Origin of the sequence: Agromyces excoecariae (assembly GCF_051715505.1) — a bacterium.
Taxonomy (GTDB): Bacteria; Actinomycetota; Actinomycetes; order Actinomycetales; family Microbacteriaceae; genus Agromyces.
In genome coordinates this window covers 245,959-264,106 of sequence record NZ_JBPSLA010000008.1, presented here as the reverse complement: position 1 = coordinate 264,106, position 18,148 = coordinate 245,959, and the positions used below count along the sequence as shown (strand labels likewise).

The following is an 18,148-nucleotide window of genomic DNA, read 5'->3' as shown; positions in this document are numbered from 1 at the left end:
ATCCCTCCGGCGGAGGCACCGCCGGGCCCGCACCACACCACCACCACGAGGAGCACCCCATGACCGACCGCAGCGACCTGAAGTACACCGCCGAGCACGAATGGGTGCTCGTCGACGGCGACACCGTCACCGTGGGCATCACCGACTACGCCGCCGAGAAGCTCGGCGACGTCGTCTACGTCGACCTGCCCGACGCGGGCAGCACCGTCGTCGCCGGCACGGTCGTCGGCGAGATCGAGTCGACGAAGTCGGTCGGCGAGCTGTTCGCGCCGGTCGACGGCGAGGTCGTCGAGTCGAACCAGGCCGTCGTCGACTCGCCCGAGCTGGTCAACAGCGACCCCTTCGGCGACGGATGGCTCCTGAAGCTCACCACCACGTCGCTGCCCGCCCTGCTCAGCCACGACGAGTACCGCGCCCTGACGGGCGAGTAGTCCCACCCCGAGGAAGACGATGACCACCAGCACCTCAACGGCCTTCGACGTCGACGCCTTCGGGCGCCGGCACATCGGCACGACCCCGCGCGACCACGAGTGGATGCTCGCCGCGCTCGGCTACGACTCGCTCGACGCGCTCATGGACGCCGCCGTGCCGAGCGCCATCCGGATGCACGAGGTGCTCGACTCGGTCATCCCGGCCGCGGCGACCGAGCGCGAGGCGCTCGCCGAGCTCCGCGAGCTCGCCGACGCGAACACGGTGCGCGCGTCGATGATCGGCCTCGGCTACTCGGGCACGATCACGCCGGCCGTGATCCAGCGCAACGTGCTCGAGAACCCGAGCTGGTACACGGCGTACACGCCATACCAGCCGGAGATCTCGCAGGGCCGCCTCGAGGCGCTCATCAACTTCCAGACGATGGTCACCGACCTCACCGGGCTCGACACCGCCAACGCGTCGATGCTCGACGAGGGCACGGCGGTCGTCGAGGGCATGCTGCTCGCGCGCCGCGCCTCGAAGTCGAAGTCGAACCGCTTCGTCGTCGACGCCGACGCACTGCCGCAGACGCACGCGCTGCTCGCCTCGCGTGCGGAAGCCGTCGGCATCGAGCTCATCGTCGCCGATCTCGACGAGTCCACGGACGTCGCCGCGCTCGGCGAGCACTTCGGCGTCTTCGTGCAGTACCCCGGCGCCTCGGGTCGCGTGTGGAACCCGGCTGCGGTCATCGCCGCGTCGAAGGCGCAGGGTGGGCTCGCGGTCGTCGCGGCCGACCTGCTCGCGATGGCGCTGCTCACGAGCCCCGGCGAACTGGGGGCGGATGTCGCGGTCGGCACCTCGCAGCGCTTCGGCGTGCCGATGGGCTTCGGCGGCCCGCACGCCGGCTACATGGCCGTGCGCTCGGGCCTCGAGCGGCAGCTGCCGGGTCGCCTCGTGGGCGTCTCCCAGGATGCCGCGGGACACCCCGCCTATCGGCTCAGCCTGCAGGCGCGCGAGCAGCACATCCGGCGCGAGAAGGCGACGTCGAACATCTGCACCGCGCAGGTGCTGCTCGCCGTGATGGCGTCGATGTACGCGGTGTACCACGGGCCGCGGGGCATCCGGCACATCGCGGTGACGACCGCGGCGAAGGCGAAGGCGCTGGCCGACGCGCTCGCCGGGTACGGCCTGACCCTCGCGCACGAGGCCTACTTCGACACGATCCGCGTGCACGTGCCGGGACTCGCTGCGAACGTCGTGGCGCGCGGCCGCGAGCTCGGGGTGAACCTCTGGGAGGCCGACGAGGCGACCGTGCACGTCGCCGTCGACGAGACGACGACCGAGGCCGAGCTCGCGCTCGTCGTCGAGGCGTTCGGGTTCGACCCTCGCACCGAGGTGCCGGTGATGCTGCGCGAACTGCCGGCGAGCCTGCCCGAGGCGCAGCGGCGCACGTCGTCGTACCTCGAGCACCCGGTGTTCAACACGCACCAGTCCGAGACGCAGATGATGCGGTACCTGAAGACCCTCGCCGACCGCGACTACGCGCTCGACCGCGGCATGATCCCGCTCGGCTCGTGCACCATGAAGCTCAACGCGGCGACCGAGATGCAGGCCGTCACCTGGCCCGAGTTCGCGAACCTGCACCCGTTCGCGCCCGAGGCCGACGTCGTCGGCTCGCTCGGCCTGATCGAGCAGCTCGAGAGCTGGCTCGCCGAGGTCACCGGGTACGACACCGTGTCGCTGCAGCCGAACGCCGGCAGCCAGGGCGAGCTCGCGGGCCTGCTCGCCATCCGCGGCTACCACCTCGCCAACGGCGACGTCGAGCGCGACGTCTGCCTCATCCCCTCGAGCGCGCACGGCACCAACGCGGCGTCGGCGGTGCTCGCGGGGATGAAGGTCGTCGTCGTCGCCACCGACGAGCTCGGCAACGTCGACCTCGACGACCTGCGCGCGAAGATCGCCGCGAACGCCGAGCACATCGCGGCCCTGATGATCACCTACCCGTCGACCCACGGCGTCTACGAGCACGAGGTGAAGTCGATCACGCAGGCCGTGCACGACGCCGGCGGCCAGGTCTACATCGACGGCGCGAACCTCAACGCGCTCCTCGGCTTCGCCCGCTTCGGCGACGTCGGCGGCGACGTCTCGCACCTGAACCTGCACAAGACGTTCTGCATCCCGCACGGCGGCGGCGGCCCGGGCGTCGGCCCGGTCGCGGCGAAGGCGCACCTCGCGCCCTACCTGCCCGGCCACCCGATGGCCCAGCGCGCCGACCACGCCGGCGGCGTCGAGCACGGCGGCGGCCCCGTGTCGGCGGCGCCGTACGGCAGCCCGTCGATCCTGCCGATCTCGTGGGCATACGTGCGCATGATGGGCGCCGAGGGCCTGAAGCAGGCGACCGCGACCGCCGTCCTCGCCGCGAACTACGTCGCCGCGCGCCTGCGCGACCACTTCCCGGTGCTCTACACCGGCGAGAACGGGCTCGTCGCGCACGAGTGCATCCTCGACCTGCGCCCGCTGACCGCGGAGACGGGGGTCACGGTCGACGACGTGGCGAAGCGCCTCATCGACTACGGCTTCCACGCCCCGACCATGTCGTTCCCGGTCGCGGGCACGCTCATGGTCGAGCCGACGGAGTCGGAGGACCTCGCGGAGCTCGACCGGTTCGTCGAGGCGATGATCGCGATCAAGGCCGAGGCCGACGCGGTCGGCCGCGGCGAGTGGCCGGCCGAGGACAACCCGCTCCGCAATGCCCCGCACACCGCCGAGTCGGTCATCGCGGGGGAGTGGACCCACCCCTACACGCGCGAGCAGGCCGTCTACCCGGTGCACTCGCTCGTCCGGAACAAGTACTGGGCTCCGGTGCGCCGCATCGACCAGGCGTACGGCGACCGCAACCTCGTCTGCGCCTGCCCGCCGATCGAGGCATTCGCCTAGGCGGTCGGCCCGGGCACGATGGTCGGGCGGGCACGGTCGTGGTCGACCGTGCCCGCCCGCGTCATCCGAACAGCCCGCTCCAGACCGCCCGCGCTCCCGAATCGCCCGCGAGGACGACGGCGACCACGCTGCCGGTCCCGACGACGGCGACCGCGACGCCCAACGTGATCGACCCCGCCAGGCGCGGGCCGCGACGCTCCGGCAGGGCGGGGACGGCGAACCTGAACCACGCCCATTGCGCAGCGGCGACGACGAACATCGCGGTGGTCCAGACGGGCACCGCACGGCCGAACTGCTCGTGTTGCGCCGTGCCGGAAAGCGGCCCGAGCCGGGCGAGCAGCGCGGCGCCGGCCTGCACCGTCAGGGGCACGAGCACCGCGACCGCGAGCGCCGCGAGCGGGGTGACGATGCCGAGCCGGCGGCGGGCGGCCGGCCACCACTGACCGAGCAGCAGCGCGAGCGCGGTGAGCGGGACGAGCACGACGACGGCGTGGACGAGCAGCGGATGCAGCGGCAGCCCGATCAGTTCGGAGATATCGTCCATATCGAGGGCACGAGACCCGTCGGCCGCCGGTTCACCCCAGCGGTGAACCGATCGGGCTCCGGCCTCGTGGTCCCGGTGGAGGTCCCATGCCGAGCGACGACGACTCCGCGCTGCGGGCGCTGCACGACGCGCACGCGCCGGCGATCCGCCGCTACGTCATGCACCTGACGGGCGGCAGCGCGAGCGTGGACGACGTCGTGCAGGAGACCCTGCTGCGCGCCTGGCGCACACCGCGGATCATGGCCGAGGGCCCCGAGCGCACCCGCGCCTGGATGTTCACGGTCGCGAGGCACCTCGTGGTGGACGAACAGCGCAGCGCACGGCGACGTCATGAGCTCGGCACCCCCGACCCGCCGGAGCTCGCGGTCGACGACCGGACCGACGCGCTCTTCGAGCGGCTGATCGTCGAGGAGGCGCTCGCCTCGCTGAGCGAGGACCACCGCGCCGTCATCGTCGAGGCGTACTACGGCGGTCGCAGCACGGCGGAGCTCGCCGAGCGGTTCGGGATTCCCGAGGGCACGGTCAAGTCGCGGCTCCACTACGGGTTGCGTGCGCTGCGGCTCGCGCTGCAGGAGAAGGGGGTGACCCGGTGAACGACGACCACGAGCGGTACGCCGACTGGGATGCCGCGTACGTGCTGGGCGCGCTGGTGCCCGCCGACCGGCGAGCCTACGAGGGGCACCTCGAGGACTGCGATCGCTGCCGCGCCGCGGTCGCGGAGCTCGCGCCCATGCCTGGCCTGCTCGCGCGGCTCGATGCGGAGTCGGCCGCGGCCGTCGAGGCGACGGATGCCGAGGCGCTCCTCGGCACGGGAGACCTGCCGGCGTCCGCGCCGGACGACTCGGCGCGGCGCGGGACCGCCGCAGCGCGCGGCGCCGAGCACCGCGACCCGGCCGGTCGCGCGGAATCCACCGTTCCGCGACGGCACGCGCCGCGCCGGCCCCGCCGTCTGCGTGTGCTCGCGGCGATCGCCGCTTCCGTGCTGCTCGTGGCGGTCGCGGTCGTCGGGGTCGTGACGGCGACCCTGCAGGGGGACGACGCCGAGGTGGTCGCGATGGAGCCCGTCGGCGACACCCCGCTGACCGCCTCGATCGCGATCTCGAGCGTGCCGTGGGGGACGCGGCTCTCCATCACGTGCCGGTACGGGACCGGCGAGTGGACGGGCGAGGGCGAGACCTGGGAGTACGGCCTCTACGTCACGGACGCCGCGGGGGAGCAGACGCAGGTGTCGACGTGGCACGCGGGCGAGGGCCAGGTCGTGCGACTGGACGCCGGGACCGCGCTGGAGCGCGACGACCTCGTCTCGATCGAGGTGCGCGCGCTCGGCACGGGCGAGGCGCAGCTCGAGGCCGATCTCCCCTGAACGACCGGGAGCGCCCCCGGCGTTCCGGCGCCGATCGCCGCCGCTTCGGGCCCAGGCGGTGAACCGCGGCGGCGCGCGCCTCGTGTCACGGGTGATCGCACCTTGCGATCCTCGAACGGAGGGTTCCCATGGATTCCAGGATCATGCTCGGCGTCGCGGTCGCCGCGGCGGCACTGCTCGGGCTGGCCGGATGCTCCGGCGGAGACGCGTCGACGTCCTCGAGCACCGGCGCGGCCTCGAGCGCGGAGGCGAGCGCGCCGGCGACGGACGACTCGTCGTCGGGGTCGTCCGACGACGGCGGCATCACCGGCCTCGCCACGGCCGAGACCGACCTCGGCACCATCGTCGTCGACTCCGCCGGCAACACCGTGTACCAGTTCGACAGCGACACCCAGGGCGGCGACGCGTCGACCTGCACGGGCCAGTGCGCCGAGAACTGGCCGGCCGTGCACGGCGACGACGGCGCCGTCGAACTCGACGGCGTCACGGGCGAGGTCGGATCCATCACGGGGATCGACGGGCAGCCGCAACTCACGCTCGACGGCTGGCCGCTCTACTACTTCGCCGGCGATGCCGCTGCCGGCGACACCGCGGGCCAGGGCGTCAACGGCGTGTGGTGGGTGCTCACTCCGGCGGGCGAGCCCGTCCGCGGCTGACGGCGATGGCTGCCGCCCGGCCGTCGTGACGGGCCGGCCGGGCGGTCAGGCGGGCCGGGGCGCGACGTGCCGCCCGCGCTCGGCGTAGGCGATCGAGCGTTGCTCGACGGCGGCGGCGCGGCGCCGTGCGACGCGGCGCTCCGCCTCGCGGATCTCGGTCTCGTCCGTGGTGAAGCGATGATCGGTGCGGCGGCCGGCGAGGCCGCCCGCGTTGACGGCGTGTGCGAGGTCCATGCTTCCTTCTCCCGTGGTCCACCGGGCTGATGAGCTCCGGCATCGATGATGTTCCGCGCAGCCGCGAGTGGCGGCATCCGGGCGGCCCCCTCGACCGTCCCCGGGAGTACACTGAGGATCACTCGCACAATGGGGGTGCGCATGATTCCGATGGACGTCGTCGCCCTGCTCGCCACGCTCGGCTTCGCGGGGCTCATGGTCGGCTGCACGCTCGCCGGCGCGCGCGGGCTCGGACTCGAGCAGCGGGCCGGCCTGCTCGATCGACGCAACCCGCAGCTGGCGGATGCGCTGCGTCGGGCCGAGTCCTTCAGCGATCTGTCGCGCGGCGGGTTCTACGGTGGCGCCGAGCAGTTCTCATCGGTCTGCACGCCGGGACGCCGGAGCTGGATCGACGGCGCACTCGTGCGCTCGAACGACTCCGACCTGCGCGTGGAACCGCCGGAGGAGACGCTGCCGCCGATGCCCGTGACCGTCGTCGCGCTCGCCGGGGCACGCCACGTCGCCGACGTGCCGCGCCCGCGGCATCCGTCCGTCCCGCCCGTCAGGCCGGACGCGCCCGTCGGTCAGTCGGCGGGCGGCGCGAAGAGCGCGGGCCACCAGCCCAGCGCGAGCGGATAGGCGACGAACGACACGATGTCGAGGAGCCAGTGCGCGATGACGAGCGGCATCGTGCGGCCCCAGCGCATGTAGGCCCAGCCGAACACGACGCCCATGAGGGCGTTGCCGATGAACCCGCCGAAGCCCTGGTAGAGGTGGTAGCTCCCGCGGAGCAGCGCGCTCGACAGGATCGTCGCCCAGGGGCCGACGCCGAGTTCGCGCAGGCGCGTGAACAGGTACCCGACCGCGATGAGCTCCTCGGTGAGCGCCGCCTTCAGGGCCGCCAGCACGAGGATCGGGATCGTCCACCAGTAGGTGTCGAGCGGTTGCGGCACGACGGCGACGGTGAACCCGAGTGCGCGCCCGGCCGCGTAGAGCGCGAGTCCGGGCACTCCGATGACGGCGGCGAGCAGCAGGCCGGATGCCGCGTCCCGACCCGGTCGCGTCAGGTCGAAGCCGATACGGCGGAAGGGGCTCCGACCCGGCTGCCAGAGCAGGTACAGCACGAGGGCGACGACCGCGAGTCCGAAGACGACGTCGAGGAACTGGTACGTGAAGTCGAGCCATTCGCGAGACGACCGTGACTGGTTCAGCGCGGCGCTCTGCTCGCCCAGGGGCCGCTCAGCGGTGAGGCGAGCGATGATCGCCACGATCGAGTAGACCGCCGACGCCCCGAGCGAGAGCGCGAGCACGATGGCCACCTCGATGCGGAGACGTCGGGCCGCGGGCATGCGGCAATCCTCGCACGCGCGCTCCGGGCGCAAGAATCGTGCGTCGGCGGCTGCTCATCTGCGCACGGACCACTCGCAAGATTGCGCCTCGGTAACGGTTCCGCCGTGAAGTTTGTTCGGCGTTGACCCGCTTATAGTCTCGATTCACCTACCAGCGCCCCCCTGCTCGACCACGAATCGCGCAGTCGTGCGCTCATCTCACAGGAGGAACATTGAAGATCAAGAGAATCGGCGTTGCCGCCATTGCTCTTGCGGCGGCCGGTGCGCTCACGCTCGCCGGTTGCTCGTCCAGCAACGAGCCGACCGCTCCGGCCGGCGACTCGACCGCGATCATCACGACCAACGGCTCTGAGCCCCAGAACCCGCTGATCCCGACCAACACGAACGAGACCGGTGGAGGCAAGATCCTCGACTCGATCTTCGCCGGCCTGGTCTACTACGACGGCGAGGGTGCTCCGCACAACGACATGGCGGAGTCGATCGAGACCGACGACGCGCAGACGTACACCATCACCGTCAAGGACGGCCAGAAGTTCACGAACGGCGAGGACGTCACCGCCGAGTCGTTCGTCAAGGCCTGGAACTACGGCGCTGCGCTCGACAACGCGCAGCTCTCGAGCTACTTCTTCGACTCGATCGAGGGCTTCAGCTACGACGAGAACGTCGACGAGCTGTCGGGCCTCGAGGTCGTTGACGACAAGACCTTCACCGTGACGCTGAAGCAGCCGGAGTCCGACTTCCCGCTGCGACTCGGCTACTCGGCGTTCTTCCCGCTGCCCGAGGCGGCGTGGGAGGACCTCGACGCCTTCGGTGAGAACCCGATCGGCAACGGCCCCTACATGCTCGACGGCGAGGGCGCTTGGAAGCACAACGAGCGCATCGACCTCGTGAAGAACGAGGACTACCAGGGCGACCGCCAGGCCGTCAACGGTGGTCTCTCGATCATCTTCTACGCCACGCAGGACGCGGCCTACGCCGACCTCCAGGGCGGCAACCTCGACGTCCTCGACGCCATCCCGGACAGCGCGCTCTCGACCTTCCAGGACGAGTTCGGCGACCGCTCCGTCACCCAGGGCGCGGCGATCTTCCAGTCGTTCGTCGTTCCGGACCGTCTCGCTCACTTCGGTGGCGAGGAGGGCAAGCTCCGCCGCGCCGCGATCTCGCACGCGATCAACCGCGAAGAGGTCACCGACGTGATCTTCTCGGGCACCCGTACCCCGGCCCACGACTTCACGTCGCCGGTCATCGACGGCTACTCGGAGGACATCCCCGGTAGCGACGTCCTCGAGTACGACCCCGAGGCCGCCAAGGAGCTGTGGGCCGAGGCCGACGCCATCAGCCCGTGGGAGGGTTCGTTCCAGATCGGCTACAACGCCGACGGCGGCCACCAGGGCTGGGTCGACGCTGTGACCAACCAGATCAAGAACGAGCTCGGCATCGACGCCTCGGGTGCTCCGTACCCGACGTTCGCGGAGTTCCGCACCGCCATCACCGACCGCACCATCCAGACCGGCTTCCGTACCGGTTGGCAGGCCGACTACCCGTCGCTCTCCAACTTCCTCGGCCCGATCTACGTGACCGGTGCCGGTTCGAACGACGGTGACTACTCGAACCCCGAGTTCGACGCCCTCATCCAGGAAGGCCTCAGCGAGACCGAGGTCGACGCGGGCATCGAGAAGTTCCAGCAGGCGCAGGAGATCCTCTTCGAGGACCTCCCCGCGATCCCGCTCTGGTACTCCACCGTCAACGGCGCGTGGGGCGAGCAGGTCGAGAACGTCCAGTTCGGCTGGAACTCGGTGCCGCTCTACTACGAGGTCACCAAGAGCGAGTAATTCTCGATCAGGGGTTTCAGGGGGTTAGACTCTCTGACGCCCGTGGGGCGGCGGTCCGGTGGATCGCCGCCCCACTCCCACGTATCCGGGGTGTGCCGAGGCGCGTAACATCGTGTGTGCGCACTCCCATAACGGTGAGGTTTCTTCAACAATGTCAACACACGCAGAACGCGGGGCCTGATCCATGGCCGGCTACATCGCGCGCCGACTGCTCCAGGCGATCCCTGTGCTGCTCGGCACCACCTTCCTGATCTACTTCATGGTCTTCGCCATGCCGGGCGACCCCGTCGTCGCCCTGTTCGGCGACAAGACCCCTCCGCCCCAGGTGCTCGAGGCCGTCCGAGAGCGGTACAACCTCGACAAGCCGTTCATCGTCCAGTACCTGCTGTTCCTGGCCGGCATCTTCCAGGGCGACTTCGGCGTCTCGTTCTCCGGCCAGCCGGTCTCCGAGATCCTCGCCGAGACCTTCCCGGTCACCCTCCGGCTCGCGGTCCTCGCAGTGCTCATCGAGATGGTCTTCGGCATCACGATCGGCCTCGTCTCGGGCCTCCGCAAGGGCGGGATCTTCGACGCGAGCTTCCTCGTCGTCAGCCTGATCCTCATCTCGCTGCCGGTTTTCGTGGTCGCCTTCGTGGCGCAGTACGTGTTCGGCATCCAGCTCGGATGGTTCCGCACCACGGTCGGCCCGGGCGCGCCGATCCAAGACCTCATACTTCCAGCCATCGTGCTGGCGACGATCAGCTTCGCCCAGATCGTTCGACTGACAAGGGCGTCGGTCATCGACACGGGAGGCCAGGACTTCGTTCGCACCGCCGCGAGCAAGGGCCTGTCCAGGAACCGCATCGTCCCCGTCCACATCCTCCGCAACTCGCTGATCCCCGTCGTGACCTACCTCGCCGTCGACTTCGGCGTGCTCATGGTCGGCGCGACCGTCACCGAGGGCATCTTCAACGTCCCCGGCGTGGGACGAACCCTGTACCAGGCCATCATCCGCGGCGAGGGACCGACCGTCGTCTCGTTCGTGACCGTGATGGTGCTGATCTACCTCGTCATCAACCTGCTGGTGGATCTGCTGTACGCCGTTCTCGACCCGAGGATCCGCTATGCCAAGTAACACCCGCCCCACTCAGGCGCACTTCGTCGCGCCGATCGACGAGACTCCGCTCGTCGCGATCGACTCGGTCAAGGCCGAGGGCAAGCCGACCAACCTCTGGACCGACGCGTGGCGCGACGTGCGCAAGCGTCCGATGTTCTGGATCTCGTCGGCGCTGATCGTCCTGATCGTGATCGTGGCCCTGTTCCCGACGCTCTTCACGAGCGTCGACCCGCGGTACTGCCAGCTCTCGCTGAGCAACCAGGGCCCCGGGGACGGCAGCGTGCTCGGCTACAACCGCCAGGGCTGCGACATCTACTCGCGGATCATCCACGGCACGTCGACCTCGTTGTCGGTGGGCCTCATCGTGACGTTCCTCGTCGCCTCGCTCGGCATCCTGTTCGGTGCGCTCGCGGGCTTCTACGGCGGCTGGGTCGACGCGGTCCTGTCCCGCCTCGGCGACATCTTCTTCTCGATCCCCTACATCCTCGCGGCGGTCGTGATCATGTCGGTGCTCTCGCAGTACGCGAGCGTGTGGACGATCTCCCTCGCGATCGGCATCTTCGCGTGGCCCGCGACGGCCCGTGTCTTGAGGGCCGAGATCCTGAGGGTCAAGAACTCCGACTTCGTCATGGCGGCGACCGCCGTCGGCGTCACGCGGTTCCGGATCCTCGTGCGACACGTGCTGCCGAACTCGATCGCACCGGTGATCGTGATCACGACGATCTCGCTCGCGTCGGCGATCGTCGCCGAGGCGACCCTGTCGTTCCTCGGCGTCGGACTGCCTTCGAGCACGATGTCGTGGGGCAATGACATCAGCCAGGCCCAGGTCGACCTGCGCACGAACCCGCAGACCCTGATCCTGCCCTCCATCGCGCTGTCGGTGACCGTCCTGAGCTTCATCATGCTCGGCGAGGTCGTCCGCGATGCGCTCGACCCGAAGGCGAGGGCGCAGCGATGACCTCCACCGTGAACGGAAGCGACGTGCAGCACACCACGCCCGATGGCGAGGAGCGGCCGCTCCTCGACATCAAGGACCTCGAGGTCGAATTCACGACCCAGGAGGGCAAGGTCACGGCCGTCGACGGCGTGAACATCACGCTCTACCGCGGGCAGAGCCTCGCGATCGTGGGCGAGTCCGGTTCGGGCAAGTCCACCACGGCGCACGCGATCATCAACCTGCTTCCCGGCTCCGGCCGGATCGCTGGCGGCCAGATCCTGCTCGACGGCCAGGACATCTCCAAGGCGTCGAAGAAGGAGATGGAGTCGATCCGCGGTCGCAAGATCGGCTTCGTGCCGCAGGACCCGATGTCGAACCTGAACCCGGTCTGGTCGATCGGCTTCCAGGTCGAGGAGGCCATCAAGGCCAACGGCATCGCGACCGGGCGCAAGGAGGTCCGTGCCCGCGCGATCGAGGTGCTGAAGCAGGCCGGCCTGCAGGATGCGGACCGCCGCCTCAAGCAGTTCCCGCACCAGTTCTCGGGCGGCATGCGCCAGCGCGTGCTCATCGGCATGGGCCTCTCGGCCGACCCGCAGCTGCTGATCGCCGACGAGCCCACCTCGGCGCTCGACGTGACGGTGCAGCGGGTGATCCTCGACCACCTCGAGTCGCTGACCCGCGAGCTCGGCACGACCCTGCTGTTCATCACGCACGACCTCGGCCTCGCCGCCGAGCGCGCCGAGCAGCTGGTGGTCATGTACAAGGGCAAGGTCGTCGAGTCGGGCCCCTCGCTCGAGATCCTGCAGAACCCGCAGCACCCGTACACCCAGCGGCTCGTCGCCGCGGCACCGAGCCTCGCCTCGCGCCGCATCCAGTCGACCGCGCACGCGGTCGAGGCCACGCACGAGCCGGGTACCGAGCCGGCGACGACGACCGACACGATCGACCTCATCGCGACGGCCGAGGCTCGGGCCGAGGCGCACGAGGCCGCGGCGGCGCAGCCTCCGGCGATCGTCGTGGAGGACCTCACCAAGGTCTTCAAGATCCGCGGTTCCGGCGACTTCACCGCGGTCGACAAGGTCTCGTTCGAGATCCCGAAGGGCACCACGACCGCGCTCGTCGGCGAGTCCGGCTCGGGCAAGTCGACCGTGGCGAAGATGCTGCTGAAGCTCGAGGATGTCACCAGCGGCAAGATCCTCGTCGGCGGCAAGGACCTGGCGAAGCTGACCGGCAAGGAGCTCTTCGACCTCCGCAGCCGCATGCAGCCCGTGTTCCAGGACCCGTACGGTTCGCTGAACCCCCTGCGGAACATCGGCAACACGATCTCGGAGCCGCTGGTCACCCACGGCGTCGGCGACCGCGCGTCGCGACGTGCCCGCGTGTTCGAGCTGCTCGACCAGGTCTCGCTCCCGCGGACCCTGGTCGGCCGGTACCCGAACGAGCTCTCCGGCGGACAGCGGCAGCGCATCGCGATCGCGCGCGCGCTCGCGCTGAAGCCCGAGATCGTCGTGCTCGACGAGGCCGTCTCGGCGCTCGACGTGCTCGTGCAGGCCCAGATCCTGCGCCTGCTGGCCGACCTGCAGGGCGAGCTCGGACTCACGTACCTCTTCATCACCCACGACCTCGCGGTCGTGCGCGTCATCGCCGACCACGTCTGCGTGATGCAGAAGGGGCGCATCGTCGAGGCTGCAGCGACCGACGACGTGTTCGAGAACCCGAAGGAGCAGTACACGAAGGATCTCCTCGCGGCGATCCCCGGTGCGAACCTCCAGCTCGGCGCCTAGTCGCTCGATCACCCGGACGCCCGGTCTCCGCTCGCGGAGGCCGGGCGTCCGCCGTTTCCGCCCGACACGGTAGGCTGGACGGGCGCGAACCGTGACATCGGCCCATCGCGCTCCCACCGACTCCAATCCAGCGCCTCGGCGCTGCCGATCCGCGCCCCGGAGCCCGCAGGCGACCGGAGGCCACTCGAGGACCACACCATGGCGAAGGCCACCCGCAACGACCTGCGCAACGTCGCGATCGTCGCCCACGTCGACCACGGCAAGACCACGCTCGTCGACGCGATGCTGCAGCAGACCAACTCCTTCGACGCGCACGCGCACATCGAGGAGCGCGCGATGGACTCGAACGAACTCGAGCGCGAGAAGGGCATCACGATCCTCGCCAAGAACACGGCGATCTCGTACAACGGCGTGCACGCCGGAGGGTCCCCGGTGACCATCAACGTGATCGACACCCCCGGCCACGCCGACTTCGGCGGCGAGGTCGAGCGAGGCCTGTCGATGGTCGACGGCGTGGTGCTGCTCGTCGACGCGAGCGAGGGCCCGCTCCCGCAGACCCGCTTCGTGCTCCGCAAGGCGCTCGAGGCACGCATGCCGGTCATCCTGCTGGTCAACAAGACCGACCGCCCCGACGCCCGCATCGACGAGGTCGTCGCCGAGAGCCAGGACCTGCTCCTCGGCCTCGCGTCCGACCTCGCCGACGACGTGCCCGACCTCGACCTCGACGCGATCCTCGACGTGCCCGTGGTCTACGCCTCGGGTCGCAACGGCGCGGCGAGCCGCACCCAGCCCGAGAACGGCGCGCTGCCCGACAACGACGACCTCGAGCCGCTCTTCGAGGCGATCCTCGAGCACATCCCGGCTCCGACCTACGACGACGAGCACCCCCTGCAGGCGCACGTGACGAACCTCGACGCGTCGCCGTTCCTCGGCCGCCTCGCGCTGCTCCGCGTCTTCCAGGGCACCATCAAGAAGGGCCAGACCGTCGCGTGGGTCAAGCACGACGGCTCGGTGCAGAACGTCCGCGTGACCGAACTCTTCCTCACGAAGGCGCTCGATCGCTACCCCGCCGAGAGCGCCGGTCCCGGCGACATCGCCGTGGTCGCGGGCTTCGAGGACATCATGATCGGCGACACGCTGGCCGACCCCGAGGACGTGCGTCCGCTGCCGGTGATCGAGGTCGACGAGCCCGCGATCTCCATGACGATCGGCACCAACACCTCGCCCCTCGTCGGCAAGGTCAAGGGCCACAAGCTCACCGCGCGCATGGTGAAGGACCGCCTCGACCGTGAGCTCGTCGGCAACGTCTCGCTCCGTGTCGTCGACATCGGGCGGCCCGACGCGTGGGAGGTGCAGGGCCGCGGCGAGCTCGCGCTCGCGATCCTCGTCGAGCAGATGCGCCGCGAGGGCTACGAGCTCACGGTCGGCAAGCCCCAGGTGGTCACGCGGCAGGTCGACGGCAAGCTGCACGAGCCGTTCGAGCACCTCACGATCGACGCGCCCGAGGAGTACCTGGGCGCGATCACGCAGCTGCTCGCCTCGCGCAAGGGCCGCATGGACAACATGTCCAACCACGGCACCGGGTGGGTCCGCATGGAGTTCATCGTGCCGAGCCGCGGCCTGATCGGCTTCCGCACCGAGTTCATGACCACCACGCGCGGCACCGGCATCGCGAACGCGATCTCGCACGGATACGACGAGTGGGCGGGGCAGATCGTCACGCGCAACAACGGCTCCATCGTGGCCGACCGCGCGGGCGTCGTGACGCCGTTCGCGATCATCGCGCTCCAGGAGCGCATGACCTTCTTCGTGAACCCCACCGAGGAGGTCTACGAGGGCATGGTCATCGGCGAGAACTCGCGCAACGACGACATGGACGTCAACATCACGAAGGAGAAGAAGCTCACGAACATGCGTTCGTCGACGGCCGACACCTTCGAGTCGATGACGCCGTCGCGCCAGCTCTCGCTCGAGGAGTGCCTGGAGTTCGCGCGCGAGGACGAGTGCGTCGAGGTCACCCCGACCGCGGTGCGCATCCGCAAGGTCGAACTCGACGCCACGGCTCGCGCGCGGGCCGCGTCGCGCCTGAAGAAGCAGGGCTAGCTCCGACCCGGAAGGGGGATGCCGCGGGTCGCCCGCGGCATCCCCCTTCGTCGTCTCGGTCACGGTCTCTCACGGTCGGATCGCGCATCGGCACCGCGGATTGAGGAACCTCACAGAAACGACCTCGTATGGTTGTCGGGTTCTTCGAAACCCGAGTTTGTCGTTACGCAACCGTTACCTGAGTATCAACTTCCCCCGCTTATGAACTTCCCCCAGCCCCAGCATGGCCGTCGTGCGGCCGGACGCCCCCGCTACCGCCGCGGTGCCCCCGCAACCCCCATCACCCCGGCGCGCTCCGCCGCCCCGGAGTCGACCGAGCATGCCGCCCGGCCCGCCGGCCGGCGACGTGCCGCGGCCGCCCTGCGACCCATCATGACGATCGGCGCGATGATCTTCGCCGGCGGCATGCTCCTCTCGACGAGCATCCCCGCGCTCGCGGTCACGGCGACCGACACCGTGGAGCGCGCCTCCGTCTACGCGCCCGCCGAGGACTCGGTCTCGTACCGCTCGCAGACCCTCGAGGTCGGATCCGAGGTCGCCCTCGAGCCCATCGAGGTCGGGGGCTGGGACGTGGAGGCGGCACCGCCGCCCATCGAGTCGAGCGTCGCGGGCCTCGGCGACGTCTCACTGCTGCAGGCCGACCGCGTCGTCTGGCCGGTCGACCCCTCCCGCACGTCCGACGGCTTCGGACCGCGCAACGCGCCCTGCGGCGGCTGCTCCACCTTCCACGACGGCATCGACTTCAACCCCGGTGTCGGCGCGACGATCTCATCGATCGCCGACGGCGTCGTCGTCACGGCGACCGAGTCCGGCGGCGGTCTCGGCGTCTACGTTGAGGTCCAGCACAACATCGACGGCGCGGTCGTCACCTCGCTCTACGCCCACATGCAGTACGGCTCGCTCGCGGTCGCTCCCGGGCAGCGGGTCACGGCCGGGCAGCCGCTCGGCGCGGTCGGAACGACCGGGCAGTCGACCGGACCCCACCTGCACCTGGAGATGTACGGCGCCGACGGCGTCCGCTTCGACGGCATGGGCTGGCTCGCCTCGCACGTCACGGGCTGAGCCCAGGACGACGCCCGTGCCGGGGCGCCCGGCCGCGGCATCCGTCATCGTCGCCCGTCGACTCAGCGACCCGCGAACTCGGGCTCGCGCTTCTCGATGAACGCGGCGACGCCCTCGCGCATGTCCTCCGTCCGGAAGGCATCGGCGAAGCCGGCGATCTCGAGTCCGGTCGCGGTCTCCGTCGTGGTACCCGCCGCCTCGACCAGCACCCGCTTCGCGAGCGCGACCGCCGTCCAGGCGTTCGCCGCGACCTCGTCGATCGTCGCCCGAGCACCGGCCAGCAGCGCCTCCCGGTCGGCGAAGCGCCTGGCGACGAGGCCGGCGGACTCGGCCGCCGCGGCGTCGATGCGCCGACCCGTGAAGATCAGCTCCTTCGCGAGCGAGAGCCCGACCGCGCGGGGCAGGCGGACCGTGCCGCCGAACCCCGGGATGAGGCCGAGACGGACCTCGGGCTGGCCGAAGGAGGACGCATCCGTTGCGTAGATGACGTCGCACGCGAGTGCGAGCTCGAGCCCGCCCCCGAGCGCGAACCCGTCGACGCACGCGATGACGGGCGCTGGGAAGGCCTCGATCGCGGCGGCGACCCGGTGTCCGAGACGGGACGACTCGGCGCCTTCGTCGGGCGTGAGCGTCGCGAGCGAGCGGATGTCGGCTCCGGCGACGAACGCGCGTCCGCCCTCGCCGACGACGATGACGCCGCGGACCGCGTCGCCCTCGGAACGAAGCTCGTCGAACGCCTCGGCGAGCGCGCGGAGCACGTCGGGTGAGAGCGCGTTGAGCGCCTTCGGCCGGTCGATCACGACGGTGGCGACGACCCCGTCGCGCTCGATGCGCACCGGTGCGCGGTCCACGTCGGTTCCGGGCTGTTCGGTCATCCTCGATCGTCCTTCCCGCGGCGTTCGGCCGCACCGCGACCACGCTACGGCATGGTGCCGGTCCGTCGGGCCGCGGCGCCGCGGCGGTCCCAGCCGCGGCGGATAGACTCGCGCCCATGCCTCTCCTCACCAGGCGCGCGCGCGCCACGGCCATCGCGCTGAGCCTCGTGGCCGCCGGCCTGCTCTCGGGTTGCACCGGCACCGTGCAGGAGTACGTCGAGCGCGGCGTCGAGGACGCCGTCGACGGTGCGACGGGTGGCGAGGTGGACCTCAGCGGCGAGCTTCCGTCCGACTTCCCGCCGTCGGTGCCGATCATCGACGGCACCATCGAGCTCGCCGGCGGCGCCGCGGGCGCGGACGGGTGGGTCGTGGTGCTGAGCTCCGTGGCGGAGGACCCCCTCGGTGACGCGCGCGCGGCGGTCGTGGGTGTCGGGTTCCGCGAGGACCCGACGATGGCGCAGGCCACGGCGGCCGGATCGGTGTACACGGATGGCGAGTACCTCGTCATCCTGGCGGGCGACGGCGGCACGGTGACCTACACCGTGACGGCGGCGCCGTGAGCGCTGCCGCCGAGCGGGGATCGCTCGGCTCCCGGATCGGCACGCTCGCGATCGCGTTCGCGGTCGGCGTGGTCTACGGCACGATCGCCACGATCGGGCACCGTCACGCGCTGGAGGTCGCAGGGATCACCATCCCCTGGGGAGTCGTGGCCGGACTCGTCGGCGTGGCCGCGCTGCTCATCGGCATCCGTCTCGTCGCCGGGGGGAGGGGTGCCGCGACGGCTGCCGCAGTGGGCGTCGTCGCGACGGTGGCCGTGCTCTCGCTTCCGGGTCCCGGCGGATCGGTCCTCGTGGCCGACGGCGTCGTGGGCATGATCTGGGCGATCGGCCCCGCGATCGTTTCGGTATTGGTCGTCGCGTGGCCCTCGCTGCCGTCGCGCGCGGCGCGACGCGCATAGACTGGCAGTCCAGCATCACCGAAGGGAC

18 protein-coding genes are annotated in these 18,148 nt (G+C 70.6%); 14 read left to right on the top strand and 4 right to left on the bottom strand.

From position 1 onward, the window contains the following. The first annotated feature begins 59 nt into the window (after positions 1–59). Positions 60–431 (top strand): glycine cleavage system protein GcvH, encoded by a 372-nt coding sequence (gene gcvH, locus ACSJD1_RS09355; protein ID WP_438855032.1) that lies wholly within the window; start codon positions 60–62, stop codon positions 429–431. A 19-nt stretch (positions 432–450) separates the two neighbouring features. Then, on the top strand, positions 451–3,348 hold the full coding sequence (gene gcvP / locus ACSJD1_RS09350) for an aminomethyl-transferring glycine dehydrogenase (RefSeq protein WP_438855031.1): 2,898 nt from the start codon (positions 451–453) through the stop codon (positions 3,346–3,348). A gap of 61 nt (positions 3,349–3,409) precedes the next feature. Here gcvP and ACSJD1_RS09345 read toward each other — a convergent pair whose 3' ends face one another. Continuing rightward, the gene (locus ACSJD1_RS09345; protein ID WP_438855030.1) at positions 3,410–3,892 is read right to left on the bottom strand and encodes a DUF2231 domain-containing protein; all 483 of its coding nucleotides are present in this window, start codon (positions 3,890–3,892) and stop codon (positions 3,410–3,412) included. A gap of 86 nt (positions 3,893–3,978) precedes the next feature. Between ACSJD1_RS09345 and ACSJD1_RS09340 the strand changes: the two genes are divergently transcribed. The 3 genes from ACSJD1_RS09340 (at position 3,979) to ACSJD1_RS09330 (ending at position 5,911) form a co-directional block, all read left to right on the top strand. After that, a complete protein-coding gene (locus ACSJD1_RS09340; protein WP_438855029.1) occupies positions 3,979–4,485 on the top strand; it encodes a sigma-70 family RNA polymerase sigma factor in 507 nt (168 codons plus the stop codon). Further along, complete coding sequence (locus ACSJD1_RS09335; RefSeq protein ID WP_438855028.1) at positions 4,482–5,255, top strand: anti-sigma factor family protein; 774 nt, start codon at positions 4,482–4,484, stop codon at positions 5,253–5,255. Before ACSJD1_RS09340 ends, ACSJD1_RS09335 begins: the two co-directional genes overlap by 4 nt. Positions 5,256–5,383: 128 nt before the next feature. After that, positions 5,384–5,911, top strand: a complete 528-nt coding sequence (locus ACSJD1_RS09330; protein ID WP_438855027.1) for a COG4315 family predicted lipoprotein — start codon at positions 5,384–5,386, stop codon at positions 5,909–5,911. Positions 5,912–5,956: 45 nt separating this feature from the next. Here the strand turns inward: ACSJD1_RS09330 and ACSJD1_RS09325 are convergent, their stop codons facing one another. Then, the gene (locus ACSJD1_RS09325) at positions 5,957–6,145 is read right to left on the bottom strand and encodes a hypothetical protein (RefSeq protein WP_438855026.1); all 189 of its coding nucleotides are present in this window, start codon (positions 6,143–6,145) and stop codon (positions 5,957–5,959) included. 141 nt (positions 6,146–6,286) lie between these two features. Between ACSJD1_RS09325 and ACSJD1_RS09320 the strand changes: the two genes are divergently transcribed. Next, entirely contained in the window at positions 6,287–6,763 is a 477-nt protein-coding gene (locus tag ACSJD1_RS09320; protein ID WP_438855025.1) for a hypothetical protein, read from the top strand. Here ACSJD1_RS09320 and ACSJD1_RS09315 read toward each other — a convergent pair. Then, positions 6,709–7,473 (bottom strand): CPBP family intramembrane glutamic endopeptidase, encoded by a 765-nt coding sequence (locus ACSJD1_RS09315; RefSeq protein WP_438855024.1) that lies wholly within the window; start codon positions 7,471–7,473, stop codon positions 6,709–6,711. The genes ACSJD1_RS09320 and ACSJD1_RS09315 overlap by 55 nt on opposite strands. A 212-nt stretch (positions 7,474–7,685) precedes the next feature. Here ACSJD1_RS09315 and ACSJD1_RS09310 point away from each other — a divergent pair, with 212 nt between their 5' ends. The 6 genes from ACSJD1_RS09310 to ACSJD1_RS09285 all read left to right on the top strand — a co-directional run bounded on the left by ACSJD1_RS09310 (position 7,686) and on the right by ACSJD1_RS09285 (position 16,287). Next, the gene (locus ACSJD1_RS09310; protein ID WP_438855023.1) at positions 7,686–9,305 is read left to right on the top strand and encodes a peptide ABC transporter substrate-binding protein; all 1,620 of its coding nucleotides are present in this window, start codon (positions 7,686–7,688) and stop codon (positions 9,303–9,305) included. Positions 9,306–9,489: 184 nt separating this feature from the next. Continuing rightward, a complete protein-coding gene (locus tag ACSJD1_RS09305; RefSeq protein ID WP_438855022.1) occupies positions 9,490–10,419 on the top strand; it encodes an ABC transporter permease in 930 nt (309 codons plus the stop codon). Beyond that, positions 10,409–11,359: an ABC transporter permease gene (locus ACSJD1_RS09300; RefSeq protein ID WP_438855021.1), complete on the top strand. Its 951-nt coding sequence runs from the start codon at positions 10,409–10,411 to the stop codon at positions 11,357–11,359. The genes ACSJD1_RS09305 and ACSJD1_RS09300 overlap by 11 nt, the downstream gene beginning before the upstream one ends. Further along, on the top strand, positions 11,356–13,122 hold the full coding sequence (locus ACSJD1_RS09295) for a dipeptide ABC transporter ATP-binding protein (protein ID WP_438855020.1): 1,767 nt from the start codon (positions 11,356–11,358) through the stop codon (positions 13,120–13,122). The genes ACSJD1_RS09300 and ACSJD1_RS09295 overlap by 4 nt, the downstream gene beginning before the upstream one ends. 198 nt (positions 13,123–13,320) lie before the next feature. After that, a complete protein-coding gene (gene typA, locus ACSJD1_RS09290) occupies positions 13,321–15,225 on the top strand; it encodes a translational GTPase TypA (protein WP_438855019.1) in 1,905 nt (634 codons plus the stop codon). A 372-nt stretch (positions 15,226–15,597) separates the two neighbouring features. After that, positions 15,598–16,287, top strand: coding sequence for a M23 family metallopeptidase (locus ACSJD1_RS09285; protein ID WP_438855018.1), 690 nt, complete (start codon positions 15,598–15,600; stop codon positions 16,285–16,287). A gap of 62 nt (positions 16,288–16,349) precedes the next feature. On the opposite strand, the gene ACSJD1_RS09280 is transcribed toward ACSJD1_RS09285, so the two are convergent. Then, the gene (locus tag ACSJD1_RS09280) at positions 16,350–17,162 is read right to left on the bottom strand and encodes an enoyl-CoA hydratase/isomerase family protein (RefSeq protein WP_438855017.1); all 813 of its coding nucleotides are present in this window, start codon (positions 17,160–17,162) and stop codon (positions 16,350–16,352) included. A 116-nt stretch (positions 17,163–17,278) separates the two neighbouring features. Here ACSJD1_RS09280 and ACSJD1_RS09275 point away from each other — a divergent pair, with 116 nt between their 5' ends. Both ACSJD1_RS09275 and ACSJD1_RS09270 read left to right on the top strand, forming a co-directional pair. Further along, positions 17,279–17,722 (top strand): hypothetical protein, encoded by a 444-nt coding sequence (locus ACSJD1_RS09275; RefSeq protein WP_438855016.1) that lies wholly within the window; start codon positions 17,279–17,281, stop codon positions 17,720–17,722. Next, on the top strand, positions 17,719–18,120 hold the full coding sequence (locus tag ACSJD1_RS09270) for a histidinol dehydrogenase (RefSeq protein ID WP_438855015.1): 402 nt from the start codon (positions 17,719–17,721) through the stop codon (positions 18,118–18,120). The genes ACSJD1_RS09275 and ACSJD1_RS09270 overlap by 4 nt, the downstream gene beginning before the upstream one ends. Positions 18,121–18,148: the final 28 nt, after the last annotated feature.